Source organism: Bacteroides sp. ET225, assembly GCF_024733745.1.
Classification (GTDB): domain Bacteria; phylum Bacteroidota; class Bacteroidia; order Bacteroidales; family Bacteroidaceae; genus Phocaeicola; species Phocaeicola excrementipullorum.
The window spans coordinates 72,242-92,529 of record NZ_JANRHN010000006.1; the positions used below are offsets into that span (position 1 = coordinate 72,242).

Below are 20,288 nucleotides of genomic sequence, written 5' to 3' on the forward strand. Positions count from 1 at the left end.
CGATATGTTACGTAAAATCAGATTGACGCTCGCTGTTCTGTTCTTTGCTGCCATCACGCTGCTGTTCCTTGACTTTACCGGAACGGTGCACGCATGGCTGGGATGGACGGCAAAACTACAATTCTTGCCGGCGGTATTGGCGCTGAATGCCGGAGCTGTTGTATTTCTTCTGCTGCTTACCCTTGTCTTCGGACGAGTGTACTGTTCTGTCATCTGTCCGCTGGGCGTGATGCAGGACGTAGCGGCATGGTTCGGAAAGAAGCAGAAAAAGAACCGCTACACTTTCTCTCCTGCCAGACAGTGGCTGCGCGGCGGTGTGCTGATTCTATTTATAGCTGCAATGCTGGCCGGAGCCGGTTCGCTGGCAGCACTGATCGCTCCCTACAGTTCGTACGGACGGATAGCGGGCAACCTCTTCGCTCCGCTTTACGGATGGTGCAACAACCTGCTGGCTTATTTTGCCGAACGTGCCGGCAGCTATGCCTTTTACGAAACGGAAGTATGGCTGAAGAGTGTGCCGACTTTCGTGATTGCGGCGCTTACCTTTATTATAATATGCACGCTGGCGTGGCGGAACGGACGGACATACTGCAACACAATCTGTCCGGTAGGAACCGTACTGGGATTCTTCGCCCGGTGGTCGTGGCTGAAGCCTGTGATTGACACCGACAAGTGTGTAAACTGCAAGCTGTGCGCCCGTAACTGCAAGGCTTCGTGCATCGACATCTCCCGCCACTGCATCGATTACAGCCGCTGCGTGGCCTGCATGGACTGCATCGGCAAATGCCACAAGGGAGCCATCAGTTTTTCTCCGGCTTCCTTCCGCAAGAAGAGCATCAGGAAAACGGAACCGGAAACTCCCCCCACAGACAAAGGCGAAGGGGCGTCCCGGCGCAGCTTCCTTACCGCAACCGCTCTGGTGACAGCAGCCGTTACCTTGAAGGCACAGGAAAAGAAGGTAGACGGCGGACTGGCAATCATCAAAGACAAACAGATTCCTCACCGCAATACGCCTGTCGTGCCGCCGGGTGCATGGAGCGCGCAGCATTTTGCCCGGCACTGCACCGCCTGCCAGCTGTGCGTGTCGGCATGTCCTAACCAAGTGCTTCGTCCCGCTGCCGACCTGATGCAGCCTGAAATGAGCTACGAACGCGGTTACTGCCGCCCGGAATGTACGCGATGCAGCGATGTCTGTCCGGCTGGAGCAATACGCCCGATCACACTTGCGGACAAGTCTGCCATGCAGATAGGCCATGCCGTATGGATAAAGAAAAACTGCGTGCCGCTCACCGACGGAGTAGAATGCGGAAACTGTGCCCGGCACTGTCCTGCCGGTGCCATTCAGATGGTGCCTTCGGATGCCGGCGACCCCGGTTCGCCAAAGATTCCGGTTGTGAACGAAGAGCGGTGCATCGGTTGCGGAGCCTGCGAGAATCTCTGTCCGGCACGCCCCTTTAGCGCAATCTATGTCGAAGGACATAAGGTGCACCGCACGATCTGAGCAGCCTGAATATCCGACAGAAACATGTCAAAAGAACATTTTCCCGCCAAATCATAAAAACACAGCAAACCCTATGAATGAAAAGAACAACATCTCCCGCCGCAGTTTCCTGAAGATGATGGGAACGGCAGGAGCGGCGGCCGGAATGGCGGCTTGCGGCAACAGCACGTCACAGACAGTCCGGACAGATATACCGGAAGGACAAATGACATACCGCACCAACCCTTCGACGGGCGACAAGGTATCCTTGCTCGGATTTGGAATGATGCGCCTGCCTTCGGTGGGCGGACGCAGCGCGAGAGAGGGCAATGAGGAAATAGATCAGGAAATGGTGAACGAACTGGTGGACTATGCCCTGGCGCACGGCGTGAACTATTTTGACACGTCGCCTGCCTATTGCCGGGGAAAATCGGAACATGCTACGGGCATCGCGCTGAGCCGCCATCCGCGCAATACTTATTTTATTGCAACCAAAATGTCGAATTTCGCTCCTGCCACATGGACGAAGGAAGGTTCCATCGCAATATACCGCAATTCGCTGAAGGAGCTTCAGACTGACTATATCGACTACCTGCTGCTGCACGGTGTCGGAATGGGCAGCGGAATGGAAGAGTATGAACACCGCTTTATTGACAACGGCATGCTGGACTTCCTGCTCGCCGAACGCAAGGCCGGGCGCATCCGCAATCTGGGCTTTTCATACCACGGCGATGTGAAAGTGTTCGACCGCCTGCTGGCCGAGCACGACAAGTATCACTGGGATTTTGCGCAGATCCAAATGAACTATCTCGACTGGAAATATGCCAAGCAAATCAATCCGCGCAACACGGACGCCGAGTACCTGTATAATGAACTGGCAAAGCGCAACATCCCTGTCGTCATTATGGAACCGCTGCTGGGAGGCCGCCTGTCGAACGTGCCCGACCCCATTGTCGCCATGCTGAAACAGCGCGAGCCGGAGGCAAGCGTCGCTTCGTGGGCTTTCCGATTTGCCGGAAGCCATCCCGACGTGCTGACGGTGCTGAGCGGCATGACCCGCATGGAACATTTGCAGGACAATCTGCACACTTACTCTCCTCTGCATCCGTTGAGCGAAGAGGAATTCGCTTTCCTGCAACGGGCAGCAGACCGGATGATGCAGTTTGACACAATCCCCTGCAACGACTGCAAGTATTGCATGCCCTGCCCGTATGGAATAGACATCCCCGCCATTCTTCTCCACTACAACAAATGCCTGAACGAAGGAAACATTCCCGAAAGCTCGCAGGATGCAGACTACCGCCGTGCCCGCCGCGCTTACCTCATCGGATATGACCGGAGCGTTCCTAAATTGAGGCAGGCAAACCACTGCATCGGCTGCAACCAGTGCAGTCCGCATTGTCCGCAACGGATCGACATTCCGGCAGAACTGCACCGCATCGACCATTTTGTGGAGCGTCTGAAGCAGCAGACTTTATAAAGTGATTCGCAAGACAAGAAGCAAAGACAGGGGACACGCGGGAAACAGGGAGGAGATTTCCTTATCCGTCACCGTATGTACCTTGTCTTTGCGCTTGTCATAGCAGTGCGTCCCGTTCCTTTTTGGGGAGAGAGGCCCGGACAAGCTCATACGACCTGCGCACAAGTTCCCGTACTAGCACATCCGGCACATCGCTGTCAAAATAGACATCGTTCCACAGACGCTTGTTCATGTGCCATGCCGGACGGATTCCGGCATACCGCTCGCGCAGGTCTTCAGCGTCGTCTGCCGATGACTTGACGCAACACCGGTCGAACACTTCTATGTTCACATAGCAAAACCACTTGCTCCCCACATAAAAGCACAGCACATCCCGGCTATAGCGGTCTTTTACCGCAGTGAAAGGCATCCGTTCCGTCACTCCGGGCAATGAAAGACAATAGGTTCTGAAGTCTTCTACATTCATGATGTTTCCGCAGTTGAATTTCTGCAAAAATAGTTGAAAGGCGAAAGCAGAAAAACAAACTTGCTTGATTTTTTATGCCGAGCCGCATCCTATCTAAAAATACAAATCACCTGCTCCCTGCCATTATTTCGCAGATTTTTCCTAACTTTGCTTTCAATGAATCGTTTAATTTTACAGAAAGTGTATGAATAACTTTATGTTTTACAGTCCCACCGAGTTTGTATTTGGTAAAGAAACGGAACTGCAGACCGGTGCACTGGTAAAGAAATTTCATGGAACGAAAGCGCTGATTGTATTCGGCGGAGGTTCCGTATTGAGAAGCGGCCTGCTGGAACGGGTTAAAGAATCTTTGGACAAGGAAGGCATCGCGCATGTCGAGATGGGCGGCGTGCAACCGAATCCGACTGACCCGAAAGTGTATGAAGGTATCGGACTGGGCAGACGCGAGAAGGTGGATTTTCTGCTGCCCGTAGGCGGAGGATCAGTCATTGATACGGCCAAGGCCATAGCGGCAGGTATACCCTACGACGGCGACTTCTGGGACTTTTTCACAGGAAAAGCCGTACCGGAAAAGGCTTTGCGCATCGGCGTTGTGCTTACCATCCCTGCAGCCGGAAGCGAAGGTTCCGGCAATTCGGTCATCACAAAGACAGACGGACTGAAGAAATTAAGCCTGCGCACTCCCGAGGTTCTCCGCCCGGCATTTGCTGTAATGAATCCGGAACTCACCTACACGCTTCCCGCATGGCAGACGGCAAGCGGCATCACCGACATGATGGCACACATCATGGAACGCTATTTCACCAACACGGCTGATACGGAAGTAACCGACCGCTTGTGTGAAGGCACCCTGAAAGCCATTATCAAGGAAGCGCTCACAGTGATCAAGGAACCCGAAAACTACGGGGCACGGGCCAACATCATGTGGGCGGGAACCATTGCTCATAACGGCATATGCGGCGTAGGATGCGAAGAAGACTGGGCTTCACATTTTATGGAACACGAAGTGAGCGCACTTTATGATGTGACGCACGGCGCGGGACTGGCTGTCATTTTCCCGGCATGGCTGACTTATATGGCCGACCACAACGTGAGGAAAGTAGCTCAGTTTGCCAACCGGGTGTGGGATGTACCCGCGTCGGAAGACAAAAAAGCGATGGCTCTCGAGGGAGTGGCACGGATGAAAGCGTTCCTGCATGAAATCGGTATGCCGACTACATTCAGGGAGCTTGGGATTGAGAACCCGGATATCAGCGCACTGGTATGCAGGCTGCATGAAAACAAGGGGGAATTTGTGGGCAATTATGTCAAGCTCGACCGTCAGGCCACAAGACAGATTTATGAAACAGCCAACCTTTAAAACGCTACAGCATGATATTCAGCAATGACAACATACGGCGCCAGGACAGGCTGCTGGACGAGGAAAGAGCGATGGAGATCATCAAAGAGGGAGAATACGGCGTGCTTTCCATGCAGGATGCAGGCGGAAACGGTGCATACGGAGTCCCTATCAACTATGTATGGGACCGGGGAAATTCCATTTACCTGCATTGCGCTCCTGCCGGAAGGAAGCTGGAATGTATCGACAAATGTCCCAACGTATCCTTCTGCATTGTCGGCAGAACCAAAGTGATACCGGAAAAGTTTACCGCTGCCTATGAAAGCGTGATACTTGAATGCACGGCTCACCGCAGCCTCCACGAAGCCGAACGCATGTCTGCCCTGTCACTTCTTTTAAGCAAATACTCCCCGAACGACAAGATGAGAGGGATAGAATATGCAAACAAATCGTTTGCCAGAACAGAGATTATCCGCCTCGACATCGAGAAGATCAGTGCCAAGTGCAAACGAACCGGCCTTTGATTTTCTTCCTGCCGCTTGCAAGAAGCGGCAAAACGGAAAAGCGCAGAAGTACGCTGCATCGGCACTTCTGCGCTTTTTGTATTCAACGGTTTCCGGACAGACAAATCCGGATAAATCCGTCAACGTATTCTGTCGTAAGACTTCACCAGCATTTCATCCTTGTCAATGGCACGGATGGCAAGCCAGTTCAAGATGATGCTTATCAAAGGAAGACACAATGACCACGACGGCACAAATCCGCTGTCATCCTGTCCTTCTGCGCTCAGGATAAAATAAATTGCCGCCAGATAATATGCCACCAGAACGATAGAGTTCATGACAGTAAGCCGGATCTGGCGCTTCCGTTTCCGATAAAGGAATATCGTGATGATTGATACGACAGCTGCAACGGCCAGAAGGATGAACAGCACGCACGAAGAATAGTTCATCGTGCCGTCAGGAAGCGTATAGTAAAGGTTCGTCATCCCGAACACATCCGTTACCGTATAGAAACTGCCCACCGGCAAAGCCATCGCCACAATCATGAGAACAGCCACGAGCAGCAGATAAACCGTTTGAATTCTCTGTATCATAGAAGATTACTGCAATTTTTCCTTTTCCTTTGCCGGGTTTCTGTAGTAAACCTTACCTTCTATATACTCTTGTGTAGCGATAAGCGTCGGCTTCGGAAGTTTCTCGTAATAGCGTGAAATTTCGATCTGTTCCCTGTTTTCAAACACCTCCTCCAGATTGTCGTTGTATGAAGCAAATTCCTGAAGCTTCTTGGAGAGATCATTCTTCATCTCCGCAGCAATCTGGTTAGCACGCTTTCCGATGATGGCTACAGTTTCATAAATATTGCCTGTATCTTCACAGAGTTCCATCAGGTTACGAGTCACTGTGTTAGTAGGAGCATTTGTCTTTTTGTAATCCATAATTTATTTCAGTTAAATATAGTTGTTATTCTGCATATATGTCACTTTCCCCGGTCACGTACTTGCTGGCATCCTTGTGAATGCTTTCCGCCTCCTTCAGATATTTGCTCTCCGGAAACTCATTGATGAAAGCATAATACTCGTCTACCGCCTCACGCATACGCTCTTCCTTCTTTTCAATCACACTCTCCTTCGCCATATAATAACGTGCGCGCAAGATCAGCATCATCAGTTCTTCACGCAGTTTGGTATAGGGATAGTCGTTGAGCACATTCTGCGCAGTCACGATGGCAGCCAGGTAATTGTTTCCCGTGCTGCTGTAAGAAGCGTTGCCCGAATACGATCCCAGATCATAATACAGCTTGGCAGACAGGAATTCCTTTTCCACCAGTTTGTCCTGAAGTTCAAAAATCATATCCTGGGCCAGCTGCTTGCGGGAACTTGCCGGAAAGTACTCCATAAACATTTGCAGTTCGTTTATGGCTTTATAGGTGCTCGACTGGTCAAGGCGAGGCTCCGGAGTGTCAAGATACAGTGCCTTGCCGCAGAAGAAGCGCGCCAGTTCCGTATAGGTTCCGCGGGGATAAGTCGTGTAATACGTATTGAAATAATGAGAGGCCGTCACGAAATCTCCTTGGTTGTAATAGGTCATTGCCAGCATATAAAGTGACTCTTCGCCATTCACCGTTCCTTTCAGGATAGAGATCAGTTCTTCCAGAATTGTTGCCGCGCGCGAGTTCTGGCCTTTAGCGAAATAGCTCTTTGCGGCTTCGTACTTATACTCGTAGTCAGTGCTTTTCAGCACTTTGTTATACTCTCCGCAGGAACTCAACAACCCTGCGGAAAGGAGGCCCAACATCATATATTTTTTCATAACAGTCTGCATAGTTGAGATAGTCGTGCAAAAGTAGTCTTTTCCGCTGAATAATACAACTGATGTATGTTTTTTTAAATTATTTTTCCGTACAGGCGGAATTTCAAAGGAATTTATGTGTAATTTTACTGCCCAATCAATCAGAGGATAACATTATGAACTTCGAACTCATTTCCGATTACCAGCCCACCGGTGACCAGCCGGAAGCCATCGCCCAACTGACAGAGGGAATACTGAATCATGTACCGGCCCAGACACTGCTCGGCGTGACCGGCTCGGGAAAGACTTTCACCATAGCGAATGTTATAAAGAACATCAACAAGCCGACACTGATACTGAGCCACAACAAGACACTGGCGGCCCAGCTGTACGGTGAGTTCAAGAAGTTTTTCCCGCACAATGCGGTGGAATATTATGTTTCGTACTACGACTACTACCAGCCCGAAGCGTATATTCCCTCAACCGACACCTACATCGAAAAAGACCTCGCCATAAACGATGAAATAGACAAGCTGCGCCTGGCGGCCACTTCTTCGCTGCTGTCCGGACGGAAGGATGTGATTGTCGTTTCGTCCGTTTCATGCATCTACGGCATGGGAAATCCGGCCGATTTCTATAACAATGTCATTGAAATCAAAAAAGGCAAGCTTCTGGACCGCAACGTTTTTCTGAGAAAGCTGGTTGAAAGCCTTTACGTGCGCAACGACATCGAACTGAACCGCGGAAACTTCAGGGTAAAGGGCGATACGGTGGATATCTTCCTCGCCTACACCGACAGCATACTGAGAGTGATGTTCTGGGACGACGAAATCGACGGCATCGAAGAGATTGATCCCGTATCCGGACACAGGACAGGAAGCTTTGAAGAGTACAAGATCTATCCCGCCAATCTTTTCATGACCACCAAAGAAAGCACGCTGCGGGCAATCCACGAGATAGAAGACGATCTGACCAAACAGGTAGCCTATTTTGAGGAAATGGGCAAAACGCTGGAGGCAAAACGCCTGTACGAACGCGTGACATACGACATGGAAATGCTCCGCGAGCTGGGACACTGTTCGGGAATCGAGAACTATTCACGGTATTTTGACGGCCGGGCTCCGGGCACCCGCCCCTACTGCCTGCTCGACTTCTTTCCGGAAGACTTCCTGATCGTGATTGACGAAAGCCATGTAAGCGTGCCGCAGATCAGGGCCATGTACGGTGGAGACCGTGCGCGCAAGGTCAACCTCGTACAGTATGGATTCCGCCTTCCTGCGGCTATGGACAACCGTCCGCTCACGTTCGAGGAGTTCCAGGAAATGGCCAGACAGGTAATTTACGTCAGCGCGACTCCGGCAGACTATGAATTGCAGCAAAGCGAGGGAATTGTGGTGGAACAGGTAATACGTCCCACCGGTCTGCTCGATCCGATTATTGAAGTCAAACCGAGCCTGAACCAGATCGACGATCTGATGGAAGAGATACAGCAGCGCGTGGAGGTGAACGAGCGCGTGCTGGTGACCACGCTCACCAAACGGATGGCGGAAGAGCTGACAGAATATCTGCTGAACAGCGGCATCAGATGCACTTACATTCACAGCGACGTGGATACGCTGGAAAGAATACAGATCATGGACGACCTGAGGCAGGGAGTATATGATGTGCTTGTAGGCGTAAACCTGCTGCGTGAAGGGCTTGACTTGCCGGAGGTTTCGCTCGTTGCTATTCTGGATGCCGACAAGGAAGGCTTCCTTCGCTCACACCGGTCGCTGACACAGACGGCAGGACGTGCCGCCCGAAACGTGAACGGAAAGGTTATCATGTATGCCGACCACATCACAGAAAGCATGCAGCAGACGATTGACGAAACGAACCGCCGCCGCGAGAAGCAGCTCGCTTACAACGAAGCGCACGGGATAACTCCGAAACAGATTGTTCGCTCGCGCGACAATGCGCTGCTGGAGATAAACGGCAAACAGGCGGAAACGGAAAAGAAACAGCCGAAAGCTTACACGGAAACGCCCGTTCTTTATGCCGCTGCCGACCCGATTGTAGAATACATGTCGAAAGAGCAACTGGAAAAGAGCATCAACCGCACGCGCAAGCTGATGCAGGAAGCAGCGAAAAAGCTCGATTTCATCGAGGCGGCACAATACCGCGACGAGCTGCTCCGGCTGGAAGATATGCTCAAAGAAAAGAAATGAAAAAAGGCTTTCCTGTGTTCCCAGAAAGGAAACGCACAGGAAAGCCTTCATTTATCAGAAGCCCTTGGAGGACCAATTATTTGTCTACATTCACGTCAATACCTTTGTTGCGCAAGGTCATCGCCATCAGACGAAGGTAGTTTGAATACTGCTTTTCATCCAACGTTTCCTTCATCAGCTTCAGATTTCCATAAACTGCGTTACGGACTTTTTCATTCTTCCCTTCCTTCGCTCTGTTTGCAAGGGACATCTCAGCCTTAAAGAAGTCGCAGATGTCTGCTACCTTTTCGTTCTGAGTGCCGTTCAGCTTCAGATACTGGGTCAGCTTGGACTTGTTGATCGAACCGTCCCACGCAGAAGCGTTGTTGCTGTCCTTTACACCATCAGCGAATACTGATACGGAAAATGCCAAAGCGGCAACCAATGTTAAACCTGATTTTCTCATAATACCTAAAATTTTACTTGTTACCTAAAAACTTTTTACCTAAAAAACAATCTTAAATCTAATCTAGCTCGAGCTTTATCTTTTTACCGATACAAAGATAAGAATATGTTGAACAACATAAAAGCAAAAGCAGAAAAAAACTCGCGATACCGGTGTCATTTATTGATATATATCAAAAAACAGCTATCCAAATGAACAATTTCTTAATATTTTTGTAATACGAAACAGCCATATATGTTGTTTCCTTATCTATTTGTTACATCATGCAGGACCGGCGGCTACATTCTTTCGGAGATGAAAGGAGCCGCCGCCTTTTTTAGTCAGGGACTCACCTTTCTTCCGTTTTTTAGAGCAAGTAACAGCATTCACTGACCATTATAATGAAATAAACTGTATTTTTGTGTCCCGAAGAACAAAAAGAATTTTTTCCTAATATATAAATAAGGTATAATATGAAAGCAAAAGAGATTCCCATACTGCTTCTGACCGGTTATCTGGGCAGCGGAAAAACAACGTTAGTCAACCATATCCTCGCAAACAAACGCGGCATCAAATTCGCAGTCATTGTCAATGATATCGGCGAAGTGAACATCGATGCCGACCTGATTCAAAAGGGAGGAATCGTCAACAAGAAAGACGACAGCCTGGTGGCGCTGCAAAACGGATGCATCTGCTGCACGCTGAAGGCCGACCTGATCGAACAGGTCTTTGAACTGATGAAAATGGAACGCTTCGACTACATTGTGATTGAAGCCAGCGGAATCTGCGAGCCGGAACCGATAGCGCAGACCATTTGTTCCATTCCGCGCCTGGGAGGGGCCTACACCAAGTACGGCATCTGCCGGCTCGACTGCATCGTGACGGTTGTCGATGCACTGCGGATGCAAAGTGAATTTGCATGCGGAAACGATCTTACCCGTAAACATATCGACGAAGAGGACATCGAAAACCTGATCATCCAGCAAATCGAATTCTGCAACATCATCCTGCTCAATAAAGCAGCGGAAGTGAAGGCCGAAGAACTGGAGCGCATCAGGCAAATTATCCGGAGGCTGCAGCCTGCCGCTGAAATCATCGAGTGCAATTATGCGGATGTCGACCTGAACCGGATCATCAGCACAAACCTCTTCAACTTTGAAAGGGTGGCCACATCAGCCGGATGGATACGCGAAATCGAACGCCAGGCAACCGAAGAGGAAGAGAATGAGGCAAAACATCCCGGGCACCGGCACGAAGAAGAGCATCATCACCACGGACACGATGAGGAAGAAGACGGCCACGGCCATCACCACCACCATGCGGAAGGAGGCGAAGTGGAAGAATACGGGATCGGAACCTTTGTCTATTACCGCCGTCCGGCATTCGACATCCACAAGCTCGACCATTTCATCGCAACCAAATGGCCGAAAAATGTAATCCGCACGAAAGGGGTATGCTATTTCAGCCACAACCGCGACATGTCGTACCTGTTTGAACAGGCCGGGACGCAAAAACAGTTGAAGGAAGCGGGACTGTGGTATGCGACAGCTCCGGAAGAAGACCTGATCCGGCTGATGCAGCAAGAACCGGGACTGATGCGCGACTGGGACGAAAAATACGGCGACCGGATGATCAAGCTGGTATTCATCGGACAGCACCTCGACAAAGAAGAGCTGACCCGCGAACTGGACGCTTGCCTGGAGTGATTGCAGAACCAAGTCAAACAACAAGAATATCAAATGCCATGAAAAACCTGCTGATACTTTTTGCCCTGCTTTTCGCCGCAAATCAGGCCTGCCCGGAAGAAACCCGGAGCTTGAAAGACTACATGAGCACCCAATCCATGAAATGGGAACAGCTGCCCATGCAATGGAATGAAGGAGCCTTCTTGGGAAACGGGCGTATAGGCATGATGGTCTATGCAGACTCCACAGACAATTCGCTGACCCTCTGGCTAAGCCGTCCGGACGTAACCGACCACCGGAAAGCGCCCGGACGGAAAACGTCGATGGGAGTAATGGGCGCCTCTGTACTTACCGACTTTTGCCGGATGGACATTGGAAAGATGAAACTCTTCCCGGAAGCCCGGATACTGTCGGGCACCATGGAACTGGACATCTACAATGCCGAACTGACAGGCTTGCTGCACACGGACAAAGGCGATATCTCTTTCCGGGCATTCACTCCTTATGCGCACGAACTGAATGTGGTTGAAGTGAAAACGTCTGTGCCCTATTCATGGAAACAGTTCCCGGGAAGTCCCCGTTCGCCCCGCATCATCGTATTCCCCGACCAGAAGGAGAAGCTGAACTATGCCGACAACCCGACGCCGCAATGCGTAGCCCGCAAGCACGAAGGCTGGAGCGTACACCCGCTTCTTGCAGGGGGTGACTATGCGACCTACTGGAAAGAAACGGCCGGAAAGGACGGGACAACACTTTATGTGGCAACCATGAACGAGGTGCCGGAATCGGGAATATCGCTGCCCAAGGCCAAGACAGAAGTCGGCAGGGCCATCGCGCAGGGCACGGCATCGCTGCGCGAAAAAATGCACGGATGGTGGAACGCTTACTACGAAACAGGCATGATCTGCATCCCGGACAAAAAGATGGAGAACTTCTACCACCTGCAGCTCTACAAACTGGCTACCTGCTCGCATCCCGACGGACCTGTAATGGATACATTCGGCACATTCTACAAAACCAGCCAGTGGCCGGGAATCTGGTGGAACCTGAATGTGCAGCTTACCTACATGGCTACCCATGCGACCAACCGCCTGGAGCAGGGGGCGAACTACCAGAAGCTGGCTGACGAAGCACTGATTGACATCATGCGGACAAGAGGGCCGGCCAAGGTGGGCGACTTCGCGTGGGCACTCCACACCTACTACTCCTACATGCGCTACTCCGGCAGCTCATGGGAGGAAATCAGGAGCAAGTTCATACCTAAAGCGGAAGCGATCCTTGCCATGTACATGCCCCACCTGCAGGAGCGCAACGGCGTCTATCACCTTCTCGACATGGAGTCGCCCGAGTATGAAGGTTTCAAGACCTACAACAACAGCAACTATAACCTGGCAGCCTTGCGCTGGCTGCTTCTGACCATGACTGGCCTGAGCGAACGGACAGGAGTAAAGCCTGAGCAATATGCCGGATGGAAAGAGATCCTCGCAAAGCTGCACCCTGCCCCCGCAGACGAAAACGGCTTAATGATCGCTTCTGACAAGCCGCTGGCAAAGTCGCACCGCCACTATTCGCACCTCCTTTCTTTTTATCCGCTAAGGCTGCAAGACACCACCCGCCCGGAGGTGAACGCGCTGCTCGAAAAGTCGATCGACCATTGGCTGAACATCGAAAACGGCAAAGCGCTCGCCGGCTATTCATATACCGGAGCGGCATCTCTTTATGCCTATCAGGGAAACGGCGAAAAGGCATATGCCCAATTGCGGCATTTCCTCAACGAGCGGATCGGACTGGCGCTGCTGCTTCCCAACACAATGTATGTGGAAAGCGGCGGAAGAAACCCTGTCATAGAAACACCCCTCAGTGCAGCTACGGCCGTCACCGAAATGCTGCTTCAGGGATGGGGAGAAACCTTGCGCATCTTCCCGGCCATTCCGCAGGACTGGAAAGACTGCTCTTTCTACGAACTGCGTGCGGAAGGCGGCTTCGTTGTGTCAGCCTCACGCAAGAACGGCAGTACGGAATGGGTCCGCATACACAGCGATGCCGGACAGCCGTGCCGGATCAGTCTGCCTGAATGGAGCAGCGTATTCCAATTGCAGCAAAACAAAGTGAAGATGACTTCCGAAGGCAAGGGGTATTACGTTTTTGACATTCCTGAAGGAGGCGACATCATTCTTGCCGGAACGGACAAAGCTGACACCGGAAAGACGTACGGGCTTCCGGACTCCGGAGCATGGAACTATTATGGAGTGAAAAAAGGAAAAGGACTGCCGCGGCTGATGGACTGGCCGCTTCCGGAGCAATAGCAGATGCGCATAGAACGGAACTGGTCTGACAACTTGCTTGAAAACGCAAAGAAGTCTGTCTTTAGGCTGAACATATAGATCTTTAGGCTAAAGACATGTATCTCCAGTCTGAAGATTTACATCTCCAGCCTGGAGATACCGTTTTTTATTCCACAGCTCTGCCCGCTGCGCCCGCATTTCCGGATTTTCGTGCCGCTACACATTTCCCAGATAAACATGGCGGATTCCGCATTCAGCCGCCACCTCACGCGCCCGGACCAGCGTCCGGACGGGAGTCGGGTACAGTTCGCTCATGCGGTATTGCGGAAAGAAACGGGTAAAATGCAGCGGATTCTCTCCAAAGCCATGAGCCGCAAGCCAACGGCACATGCGCCGTATCATTTCCATGTCATCGTTCACGCCCGGAATCAGCAGGTTGGTTATCTCAATCCACACCCCTGCCTCCTTCATCAGTTCCAGCGAACGGAGGACGGGTGCGAGCGAAGCGCCGCAGACCGATTTGTACAGATTGTCAGAAAAAGATTTCAAGTCGACATTCGCTGCGCTCACATACGGCAGCAGATCCTTCAGCGGCGCTTCGTTTACATAGCCTGCCGTGACCAGAATGTTCTGCAGCCCGGCTTCGCTGCAGGCGCGGGCACAGTCGCGGGTATACTCAAGGTATGTAAGCGGTTCTGTATATGTATAGGCCACAAGCCGGCAGGAGGCTTTCTCCGCCAAAGCAACCACATCGTCCGGTGCCAGACAGCGGAAGTCCAGTTCGTCCGGAGCCGCCTGCGAGATACGCCAGTTCTGGCAGTTCCTGCACGACAGGTTGCAGCCTGCCGCGGCAAGCGAAAGGCAGTCCTCGCCGGGATGAAAGTGGAGCAGCGGCTTCTTCTCCACCGGATCGACCTGCACGGCACAAACCTTGCCGTATGCGTCGGTCCACAGTCTGCCCTCACGGTTCATCCTGCTTCTGCAATGCCCGCGGGCACCTTCCTTCAAGCGGCAGTTGTGCGGGCAAAGACGGCACACGGCCGTTCCGTCAGCGCACCGCTCATAATACTCCGCTTCACGACAGGGTATCTGCTGCTCATTCAACCTCGCCTTCATCAAAGACCTCCGCTTCGTATACATAAAGTTCGGCACTTCGCCAGCCGTTCCATCCGATGCCCGCCTTGTCGCGCGCGCAATGCCCCAGAAACTCCTCCTTCGTCCAATGCGTTTCTTCGGCCACCTGCGGCAGGAAGGTGCCGCTGCGCGCATCCTTCACCATGAAGATGCCATGCTTTCCCTGTTCAAACTCCTCAACGGAATGAATCTTTCTCAGCGGAGAAAGCACAGAAATGTCGATGCGCACATCCTTCATCTCTTCAAGCGTCACAGGCCTGAAGCGGGCATCTTCGAAAGCCGCCGCCCGCGCCATGTCCGATACGGTGAGATAAAGCGGACGCCTGCCCGCCAGCATACCGATGCATCCGCGCAGCTTTCCGTTCAGGTGAAGGGTGACAAATGCACCGCAGTTCATCTTCAGCGTGTCTGTCAGACGTGCAGAATCATACGGCAGCTCCATCTTCCCTTCCAGTTCATTCTCAATGCTCTTGCGGGCTATCCGCAGCAGTTCGGCCTTCTCCGCAGCACGCAGCGAAAACGTATCACTGACATGCCTGAAGGCTTTTCCGCCGCCGCCCTCCGACACGGCAAACGCATGGTAGCCTACCACCTCGTCACGTCCGCCGTAAGGCGAATCGCCCGAATTGCAGTAGCCCAGATGCTTCATTTGCAGACCGGGAGTTTGCTGCATCATCAGCAACAGTACGGCTATGGGAGCCTGTCCGCAGGCACTGGTCAGCAGGTTCTGATAACCGTGCGACGAGTTGCTGGCAATGGCACGCATGAATTTTTCCACCGATGCTGAAAGAATGGCATCTCCCGTTGCCTTGTCCGCCTTGCAGGCATCCGCATAAGGAGGATAGTGAGAAAAGTCGCTGCTGATGACAAACAGGTTCTCGGATGTAAAATAAGGCAGCAAAGCTTGAGCCACACGTTCCAGTTTTTCAATCCGCTGTGTTCCCACAATGACAGGCACAATAGGCGGAACGCTCTGAAGCCTTTGCTGGAGAAAAGGCAGCTGCACCTCCAGGCAATGTTCTTTCTGATGCGCCTGAGGCAAATAGCAGAACACATCGTCCGAATGCGCCAGCCTTTCACATGTTTCCTGATCGACCTTGACCTCTCCGAGCGGAGTCGCATAAGCCGGACTGACACCGTTGACAGAGGCTCCGTCGAACGCTGCCCGGTGGCTGGGACCCAGCAGAAACACGCGGCGGTAATGCGCAGACGGAGCAATGCAGGCATAAGCCTTCGAAGCCGTAGCGCCAGAAAATACATAGCCGGCATGGGGAACAATAATGGCCCGGACGCTTGATATACTGTCCGTTCCGGCCTCCGACAGATAACGGTTCACCTCTGACCTCAGCGTATCAGGATCAGCGGGATAGAAGCGTCCCGCCACCGCAGGCCGGCGTATTTCGCCGCCCGCCTGCGAAAATGAAGGAATAACATGTGCAGTCATAATGCATATAACAGATAAAAACTTCAAAATCCGATTCATCTGACAAAAAATTTGCTGGTTCACAAAAAAAATCTACCTTTGAAACCATTAACCCCAAATTAATTAGATTATGTCAGTTTTCAGAGTGATTCTCTCGATTATTTTTCCGCCTTTGGCCGTATTCGACAAAGGCTGCGGCTCCATACTTATCGTGTTCATTCTCACGCTTTTCGGATGGATACCAGGAGTCATCGCAGCCTTGGTGATACTCAACAAGTCGTAATCCGGCAGGCATTATCCGGCCACGGAATCGGCCATGGCCTCCAACCGCCTTACCAATGAATCGCGCAGCGACACGAACTGAGGCATCAGCTCAGGCTTGACCGGCTTTTTGGGCTGCGACTTGATGAGAAGCGGGTTGATGGGCTTTCCGTTCTCAAACACGCGGAAGTCAAGATGCGGCCCCGTTGAAAGTCCCGTCGATCCGACATAGCCGATCACTTCCTTCTGCTTTACGGCCGATCCCACCTTGATGCCTTTCGCAAAGCGCGACAGATGCATGTAGGTTGTGACGTACACACTGTTGTGGCGAATTTTCAGGTAGTTTCCCGCGCCGTTCGGCTGATAGGCTTTGGCTATGACTTTTCCGTTGCCGATCGCATAGACCGGAGTCCCTTTGGGCGCCGCATAGTCCACTCCGTGGTGCGCGCGGTAACGGCGGAGCACCGGATGGAAGCGGCTGTTGGAGAACCTCGACGTAATGCGGTAGAAGTCGAGCGGAGCTTTCAGAAACGCCCCCTCCAGACTGTTCCCTGTCACGCCATAGTACAGTTCCTCTCCGTCCTGAGTGAAAGGGATGGCATAATATGTGCTGTCCGAATGGCGGAAAGAAGCGGCAAGCACATGAAAATTGTCAAGCTCCTTGCCGTCTACACACTCCTGCTCGTAAACCACCCTGAACTCATCTTCTTTCTGAAGGCTGAAAAAGTCGATGGACCATCCGTAGATATTGGAAAGCACAAGTGCCAGCAACGGCGAGGCGTCACACTTCTCCATGGCAAGCCACAGTGAAGACTCTACCTTTCCTCTGATTTCCTTCTGCTTCCATTCCACCGGGTTCTCTCCCCTATACACCCGGTAACCTCCCCGCAGATCAAACACTACGTATGACTTCGGAGTTTCCTCATAAACGAAAAACATGGTCTGCGGGATGCTGTCCTTGGTCTTGAAAACCGCATAAGCCTGTCCGTCGCGTATCTTCCGCACGTCAAACACGTCTTTTGCCTTCTCATTCAGATCATGGATATTCCTCGATGTCAGCCCGTGGTTAGACAAGATGGACGAAAGGTTCTGGTTGCGCTCCACGATTCCGTAATCCACCTTGTAACGGTCCACCGGTATTCCATATTCCAGCACCAGCTGTTCAACTTCCGCCGAATCGGTCACCTCCACTTCATCAGGCTCGTCGCCGGCTTTCGGCTTCGGCCAGAAAATAAACCCCAGGGCGATAACGCCTATAACTGCTGCGGAAACGATCCGCCATTTCTTTCCGAACTTCATCATATATTCCAGTTTGTTATTTCCTGACAAATATACATTTTTTATCCGAGAGAGAATATCCCATCCGATAAAACGTTATTTTTGCAGAAGAAAAACCGCATATCGGGAAACGGCCGTCCACCCGCCCCGGTATCTCAAAAAAGAAACAAGATGAAAGAAATAATTGAGTTTTTATCCCGGCTGGAGAAAAACAACAACCGGGAATGGTTTCACGAACACAAAAGCGACTATCTTGCGGCGCAGGAAAAGTTCAACGGATTCACTGAGAAGCTGATTGCCGGCATAGCCGGATTCGATGAGTCTGTCAGCGGACTGACCGCCAAGGAATGCACCTACCGCATCTACCGCGACACCCGTTTCTCTCCCGACAAGCGGCCATACAAGTGCCACATGGGTGCATTCATCTGCCCGGGAGGGAAAAAATCCGGATTCTCGGGCTATTATTTTCAGATCGGTCCGCACGAAGCGGGTTATCCGGGCGGAAACATGCTTGCCTCAGGGGATTACTGTTTCGACCCCAAAGCGCTCCGGATTCTCCGCGAAGACATCTGCAACGATAATGGAGAGTTTGAAAAGACGCTCCGACAGGCTCCCCTGTTCAGCCTCGACAATTCCGACATGCTGAAAAGAGTGCCCAACGGATTCCCCAAAGACGCACCTTTCTCTCCTTACCTGATGTACCGCACCTATTGCCTGGTCTACGAGCCGGGGAAGGATTTCATGCTGAAAGGGAATCTGCTGGAACGCACCATTGATGCGTTCCGCACGACAAAGCCTTTCATCGCTTATCTGAACCGCGCCATCAGTTTCGCGAACGAAGAAGCGGCGGCACGCTGACCTCATTATCTGAACGCCGGCATGGGCAGATGCATGCCGGCCATCGTGAGTCCGTTCTTCCTTGCATAGTCAAGCAGAATCCGGCGAGTGGCTACGGCCTCCTGCTTGTCCATATCGTAGGAAGCGCAGATATCAGGATTCACCGTCTGCAACGCAGCTCCATGCATCAAATCTCCAACAACCAGCAGCTTGCCGATCTGATACGCCGTATGTCCCGGCGTGTGCCCGGCAGCCTTGATAGCCATGACATGTCCCGGAAGTTCATCCCCGAACTCGAACAGATGGAGCCTGTCCTTATACGCTTCCATCGTTTTCACCACCTGCGCTTTCTTCTCCGCATCCATTTTCATCCATGCGTCATATTCCGCTTTTGAGGCATATACTTGCGCTTTCGCAAACACCACGGTGTCACCTTTCATCATACCGCCGATATGGTCGCCGTGAAAATGAGTGAGATACAGGTATTCCACCTCGTCCGGAGCAACTTCCAAGGCCTTCAGTCCGGTCTGAAGCTGGCTGTCTGAAGCCCCCACCCCCGTATCGAAAAGAATCCGCTTTCCGTCTGTTTCTACCAAAAACGTACTGACCGACGAAGGAATGCCGTCTTTCAGCCCCAAGGAATCGGCAAGCTGCGATGCATTTTGGTCAAACAACCCTACGGGCATCAGCTTATCGTGGCTGTTGTCGCGGATCCAGGTAGCTTTTACACTGTCCAGCCGGATTGTCTTTACTCCCATATATACCGTGGCTGTAATGGAGTCGGCCTCGTCTGCCGCCTGCTTCTTGGCTGATCCACCACAGGCCGAAGCCAGTATCATGACTGCACCGGCCAACAGAATCATTGACTTTTTCATATCTTATACCTGTTATATAAATGTTCTTTCCCTGCAAATATACCTTTTTCTTGTGATTCAAGCAACACTTTTCTGACATAACGACACTATAAACGACATTTTGACAAACGCTTCCCTCCATGAATTTGGCTAATAAAGTTTGCACAGAATTAAATAGGCCGACAATTTGTTTAAAGAATTATCCGAAATGTGAAATGCCCTGGCCTGGAAAGTGACATTATGTCAAAAGGCACAGTCTTTGCAATTTAATGGGTGAATTCCGAAGCCGAAAGGCAGAGGGATTAAAAAACAAATTGAATGTATAACAATTAAAAATAGGAGATTACAACTATGATGCCGACTAGAAAAAATTACAGTCAGAACTGGTTACCGAGTATCTTTAATGATTTCTTTGATAACGACTGGATGGTAAGAGCCAACGCTACAGCTCCTGCAATCAATGTCATCGAAAGCGACAAAGACTACAAGGTTGAAGTAGCTGCTCCGGGTATGACAAAAGACGATTTCAACATCCATTTGAGTGAAGACAACGAACTGGTCATTTCAATGGAAAAGAAGAATGAGTCGAAAGAAGAGGACAAGGAAAACAAGAAGTATCTGCGCCGCGAGTTCTCATACTCAAAGTTCGAACAGAGGCTGGTTATTCCGGACGATGTGGAGAAAGAAAACATCAACGCAAATGTCAGCGACGGTGTGTTGACCATTGATCTTCCGAAACGTACTCCCGAAGAAAAAGCCAAAGTCAACCGTGTGATTGAAATCCACTAATCGATTCTCATCGGAATAGAGGGGATGTGCCGCAATCCGAAAGCGAAAAGGGCGC

Annotated in this window: 19 protein-coding genes; 10 read left to right on the forward strand and 9 right to left on the reverse strand. The window is 51.4% G+C overall.

Annotated elements, in window-relative coordinates; genetic code table 11:
- Positions 1 to 4: 4 nt before the first annotated feature.
- Together NW212_RS04455 and NW212_RS04460 are read left to right on the forward strand one after the other, a co-directional pair.
- Positions 5 to 1,501: a 4Fe-4S binding protein gene (locus NW212_RS04455; protein ID WP_258337438.1), complete on the forward strand. Its 1,497-nt coding sequence runs from the start codon at positions 5 to 7 to the stop codon at positions 1,499 to 1,501.
- 73 nt (positions 1,502 to 1,574) lie between these two features.
- Entirely contained in the window at positions 1,575 to 2,960 is a 1,386-nt protein-coding gene (locus tag NW212_RS04460; RefSeq protein ID WP_258337439.1) for an aldo/keto reductase, read from the forward strand.
- Positions 2,961 to 3,057: 97 nt separating this feature from the next.
- Here the strand turns inward: NW212_RS04460 and NW212_RS04465 are convergent, their stop codons facing one another.
- Complete coding sequence (locus NW212_RS04465; RefSeq protein WP_258337440.1) at positions 3,058 to 3,426, reverse strand: MmcQ/YjbR family DNA-binding protein; 369 nt, start codon at positions 3,424 to 3,426, stop codon at positions 3,058 to 3,060.
- Positions 3,427 to 3,610: 184 nt separating this feature from the next.
- On the opposite strand from NW212_RS04465, the gene NW212_RS04470 reads away from it, so the two are divergent.
- On the forward strand, positions 3,611 to 4,786 hold the full coding sequence (locus NW212_RS04470; protein ID WP_258337441.1) for an iron-containing alcohol dehydrogenase: 1,176 nt from the start codon (positions 3,611 to 3,613) through the stop codon (positions 4,784 to 4,786).
- An 11-nt stretch (positions 4,787 to 4,797) separates the two neighbouring features.
- Entirely contained in the window at positions 4,798 to 5,289 is a 492-nt protein-coding gene (locus NW212_RS04475; protein WP_258337442.1) for a pyridoxamine 5'-phosphate oxidase family protein, read from the forward strand.
- Between the two features lie 119 nt (positions 5,290 to 5,408).
- Here NW212_RS04475 and NW212_RS04480 read toward each other — a convergent pair whose 3' ends face one another.
- Genes NW212_RS04480 through NW212_RS04490 form a run of 3 tightly spaced genes read right to left on the reverse strand, consistent with a single transcriptional unit; the run spans position 5,409 to position 7,077 of the window.
- On the reverse strand, positions 5,409 to 5,861 hold the full coding sequence (locus NW212_RS04480) for a DUF4293 domain-containing protein (protein ID WP_258337443.1): 453 nt from the start codon (positions 5,859 to 5,861) through the stop codon (positions 5,409 to 5,411).
- Positions 5,862 to 5,867: 6 nt separating this feature from the next.
- On the reverse strand, positions 5,868 to 6,203 hold the full coding sequence (locus NW212_RS04485) for a DNA-directed RNA polymerase subunit omega (protein WP_258337444.1): 336 nt from the start codon (positions 6,201 to 6,203) through the stop codon (positions 5,868 to 5,870).
- A 25-nt stretch (positions 6,204 to 6,228) separates the two neighbouring features.
- Positions 6,229 to 7,077, reverse strand: a complete 849-nt coding sequence (locus NW212_RS04490; RefSeq protein ID WP_258337445.1) for an outer membrane protein assembly factor BamD — start codon at positions 7,075 to 7,077, stop codon at positions 6,229 to 6,231.
- Positions 7,078 to 7,232: 155 nt separating this feature from the next.
- Between NW212_RS04490 and uvrB the strand changes: the two genes are divergently transcribed.
- On the forward strand, positions 7,233 to 9,263 hold the full coding sequence (gene uvrB / locus NW212_RS04495) for an excinuclease ABC subunit UvrB (RefSeq protein ID WP_258337446.1): 2,031 nt from the start codon (positions 7,233 to 7,235) through the stop codon (positions 9,261 to 9,263).
- Positions 9,264 to 9,339: 76 nt separating this feature from the next.
- On the opposite strand, the gene NW212_RS04500 is transcribed toward uvrB, so the two are convergent.
- Complete coding sequence (locus NW212_RS04500; protein WP_258337447.1) at positions 9,340 to 9,708, reverse strand: hypothetical protein; 369 nt, start codon at positions 9,706 to 9,708, stop codon at positions 9,340 to 9,342.
- A gap of 452 nt (positions 9,709 to 10,160) precedes the next feature.
- Here NW212_RS04500 and NW212_RS04505 point away from each other — a divergent pair, with 452 nt between their 5' ends.
- Positions 10,161 to 11,393 (forward strand): GTP-binding protein, encoded by a 1,233-nt coding sequence (locus NW212_RS04505; RefSeq protein WP_258337448.1) that lies wholly within the window; start codon positions 10,161 to 10,163, stop codon positions 11,391 to 11,393.
- A gap of 38 nt (positions 11,394 to 11,431) precedes the next feature.
- On the forward strand, positions 11,432 to 13,678 hold the full coding sequence (locus NW212_RS04510) for a glycoside hydrolase family 95-like protein (protein ID WP_258337449.1): 2,247 nt from the start codon (positions 11,432 to 11,434) through the stop codon (positions 13,676 to 13,678).
- Positions 13,679 to 13,873: 195 nt separating this feature from the next.
- On the opposite strand, the gene amrS is transcribed toward NW212_RS04510, so the two are convergent.
- Both amrS and amrB read right to left on the reverse strand, forming a co-directional pair.
- The gene (gene amrS, locus NW212_RS04515) at positions 13,874 to 14,773 is read right to left on the reverse strand and encodes an AmmeMemoRadiSam system radical SAM enzyme (RefSeq protein ID WP_258337450.1); all 900 of its coding nucleotides are present in this window, start codon (positions 14,771 to 14,773) and stop codon (positions 13,874 to 13,876) included.
- Complete coding sequence (gene amrB / locus NW212_RS04520; protein ID WP_258337451.1) at positions 14,754 to 16,235, reverse strand: AmmeMemoRadiSam system protein B; 1,482 nt, start codon at positions 16,233 to 16,235, stop codon at positions 14,754 to 14,756. Before amrB ends, amrS begins: the two co-directional genes overlap by 20 nt.
- A 109-nt stretch (positions 16,236 to 16,344) precedes the next feature.
- Here amrB and NW212_RS04525 point away from each other — a divergent pair, with 109 nt between their 5' ends.
- Positions 16,345 to 16,497, forward strand: a complete 153-nt coding sequence (locus tag NW212_RS04525; RefSeq protein WP_258337452.1) for a YqaE/Pmp3 family membrane protein — start codon at positions 16,345 to 16,347, stop codon at positions 16,495 to 16,497.
- Between the two features lie 11 nt (positions 16,498 to 16,508).
- Here NW212_RS04525 and NW212_RS04530 read toward each other — a convergent pair whose 3' ends face one another.
- Positions 16,509 to 17,777: a peptidoglycan DD-metalloendopeptidase family protein gene (locus NW212_RS04530; RefSeq protein ID WP_309148239.1), complete on the reverse strand. Its 1,269-nt coding sequence runs from the start codon at positions 17,775 to 17,777 to the stop codon at positions 16,509 to 16,511.
- Between the two features lie 147 nt (positions 17,778 to 17,924).
- Here NW212_RS04530 and NW212_RS04535 point away from each other — a divergent pair, with 147 nt between their 5' ends.
- Complete coding sequence (locus tag NW212_RS04535) at positions 17,925 to 18,611, forward strand: DUF2461 domain-containing protein (protein ID WP_258337453.1); 687 nt, start codon at positions 17,925 to 17,927, stop codon at positions 18,609 to 18,611.
- 5 nt (positions 18,612 to 18,616) lie between these two features.
- Here the strand turns inward: NW212_RS04535 and NW212_RS04540 are convergent, their stop codons facing one another.
- Positions 18,617 to 19,465 (reverse strand): MBL fold metallo-hydrolase, encoded by an 849-nt coding sequence (locus tag NW212_RS04540; RefSeq protein WP_258337454.1) that lies wholly within the window; start codon positions 19,463 to 19,465, stop codon positions 18,617 to 18,619.
- A 330-nt stretch (positions 19,466 to 19,795) separates the two neighbouring features.
- Between NW212_RS04540 and NW212_RS04545 the strand changes: the two genes are divergently transcribed.
- The gene (locus NW212_RS04545) at positions 19,796 to 20,233 is read left to right on the forward strand and encodes an Hsp20/alpha crystallin family protein (protein WP_258337455.1); all 438 of its coding nucleotides are present in this window, start codon (positions 19,796 to 19,798) and stop codon (positions 20,231 to 20,233) included.
- Positions 20,234 to 20,288 lie beyond the last annotated feature (55 nt).

What these genes read in the sequence shown, in the direction of transcription:
- uvrB (WP_258337446.1), top strand. Translation starts at nt 7,233, where the DNA reads ATGAACTTCGAACTCATTTCCGATTACCAGCCCACCGGTGACCAGCCG.
- NW212_RS04530 (WP_309148239.1), bottom strand. Translation starts at nt 17,777, where the DNA reads ATGATGAAGTTCGGAAAGAAATGGCGGATCGTTTCCGCAGCAGTTATA.
- NW212_RS04540 (WP_258337454.1), bottom strand. Translation starts at nt 19,465, where the DNA reads ATGAAAAAGTCAATGATTCTGTTGGCCGGTGCAGTCATGATACTGGCT.
- NW212_RS04510 (WP_258337449.1), top strand. Translation starts at nt 11,432, where the DNA reads ATGAAAAACCTGCTGATACTTTTTGCCCTGCTTTTCGCCGCAAATCAG.
- NW212_RS04545 (WP_258337455.1), top strand. Translation starts at nt 19,796, where the DNA reads ATGATGCCGACTAGAAAAAATTACAGTCAGAACTGGTTACCGAGTATC.
- NW212_RS04465 (WP_258337440.1), bottom strand. Translation starts at nt 3,426, where the DNA reads ATGAATGTAGAAGACTTCAGAACCTATTGTCTTTCATTGCCCGGAGTG.
- NW212_RS04460 (WP_258337439.1), top strand. Translation starts at nt 1,575, where the DNA reads ATGAATGAAAAGAACAACATCTCCCGCCGCAGTTTCCTGAAGATGATG.
- NW212_RS04475 (WP_258337442.1), top strand. Translation starts at nt 4,798, where the DNA reads ATGATATTCAGCAATGACAACATACGGCGCCAGGACAGGCTGCTGGAC.
- amrS (WP_258337450.1), bottom strand. Translation starts at nt 14,773, where the DNA reads ATGAAGGCGAGGTTGAATGAGCAGCAGATACCCTGTCGTGAAGCGGAG.
- NW212_RS04535 (WP_258337453.1), top strand. Translation starts at nt 17,925, where the DNA reads ATGAAAGAAATAATTGAGTTTTTATCCCGGCTGGAGAAAAACAACAAC.
- amrB (WP_258337451.1), bottom strand. Translation starts at nt 16,235, where the DNA reads ATGACTGCACATGTTATTCCTTCATTTTCGCAGGCGGGCGGCGAAATA.
- NW212_RS04480 (WP_258337443.1), bottom strand. Translation starts at nt 5,861, where the DNA reads ATGATACAGAGAATTCAAACGGTTTATCTGCTGCTCGTGGCTGTTCTC.
- NW212_RS04500 (WP_258337447.1), bottom strand. Translation starts at nt 9,708, where the DNA reads ATGAGAAAATCAGGTTTAACATTGGTTGCCGCTTTGGCATTTTCCGTA.
- NW212_RS04485 (WP_258337444.1), bottom strand. Translation starts at nt 6,203, where the DNA reads ATGGATTACAAAAAGACAAATGCTCCTACTAACACAGTGACTCGTAAC.
- NW212_RS04455 (WP_258337438.1), top strand. Translation starts at nt 5, where the DNA reads ATGTTACGTAAAATCAGATTGACGCTCGCTGTTCTGTTCTTTGCTGCC.
- NW212_RS04490 (WP_258337445.1), bottom strand. Translation starts at nt 7,077, where the DNA reads ATGAAAAAATATATGATGTTGGGCCTCCTTTCCGCAGGGTTGTTGAGT.
- NW212_RS04505 (WP_258337448.1), top strand. Translation starts at nt 10,161, where the DNA reads ATGAAAGCAAAAGAGATTCCCATACTGCTTCTGACCGGTTATCTGGGC.
- NW212_RS04470 (WP_258337441.1), top strand. Translation starts at nt 3,611, where the DNA reads ATGAATAACTTTATGTTTTACAGTCCCACCGAGTTTGTATTTGGTAAA.
- NW212_RS04525 (WP_258337452.1), top strand. Translation starts at nt 16,345, where the DNA reads ATGTCAGTTTTCAGAGTGATTCTCTCGATTATTTTTCCGCCTTTGGCC.